The organism is Mycobacterium sp. E2238, assembly GCF_001672665.1.
GTDB lineage: Bacteria > Actinomycetota > Actinomycetes > Mycobacteriales > Mycobacteriaceae > Mycobacterium.
In genome coordinates, this window is the sequence record NZ_LZKF01000157.1 from 1 (window position 1) to 654 (window position 654).

1 protein-coding gene is annotated in these 654 nt (G+C 66.2%); it reads left to right on the forward strand.

Annotation, left to right across the window (positions count from 1 at the left end; genetic code table 11):
• Positions 1–564 (forward strand): glycosyltransferase (locus tag A5711_RS27250; RefSeq protein ID WP_369829935.1); only part of this gene is annotated, 564 nt, incomplete at its 5' end.
• Positions 565–654 lie beyond the last annotated feature (90 nt).

Consider the following 654-nt stretch of genomic DNA (forward strand, 5'->3'; position numbering starts at 1 on the left):
CTGACCACGGATGTCGACGACGAAGTCGCATCGTGGGTCGCTGCGGGAACACCACCCATCTGCTTCGGCTTCGGCAGCACAACGGTCGATTCGCCGGCCGAGACAATCACCATGATCGGCGAGGCCTGCGCGGAGCTGGGCGAGCGGGCGTTGGTGTGCTCTGGCAAAACCGATTTCAGTGGCGCCGCTCATTCGGACCACGTCAAGGTAGTCGGCGCGGTCAATTACGCAGCGGTCTTTCCCGCTTGCCGGGCCGTGGTACACCATAGCGGCGCGGGAACCACGGCAGCGGGCCTGCGCGCCGGAGTGCCCACATTGAGCCTCTGGAGCATGAGCGATCAGAAGATCTGGGCAGGGCAGGTGGATCGGTTGAAAGTCGGTGTCGCCCGCCCGTTTTCCAAAACCACGCGCGAGTCGCTGGTGGCCGACCTGCGCCAGATCCTCTCCCCCGACTACCTCTCGCGCGCCCGCGAGCTGGCCGCTCGGATGACGAAGCCCGCAGACAGCATCACCAAGAGCGCCGACCTTCTGGAAAACTTCGCGCGCGCGGGACGGGTTGGGTGACGAACGGCACCCCTGACGTCGCCGGCGCACGGCAACTGCAAGGCTAGGACCCGTGACGAAATTCGCCCTCGCCGGCTACGGAACGCGCGG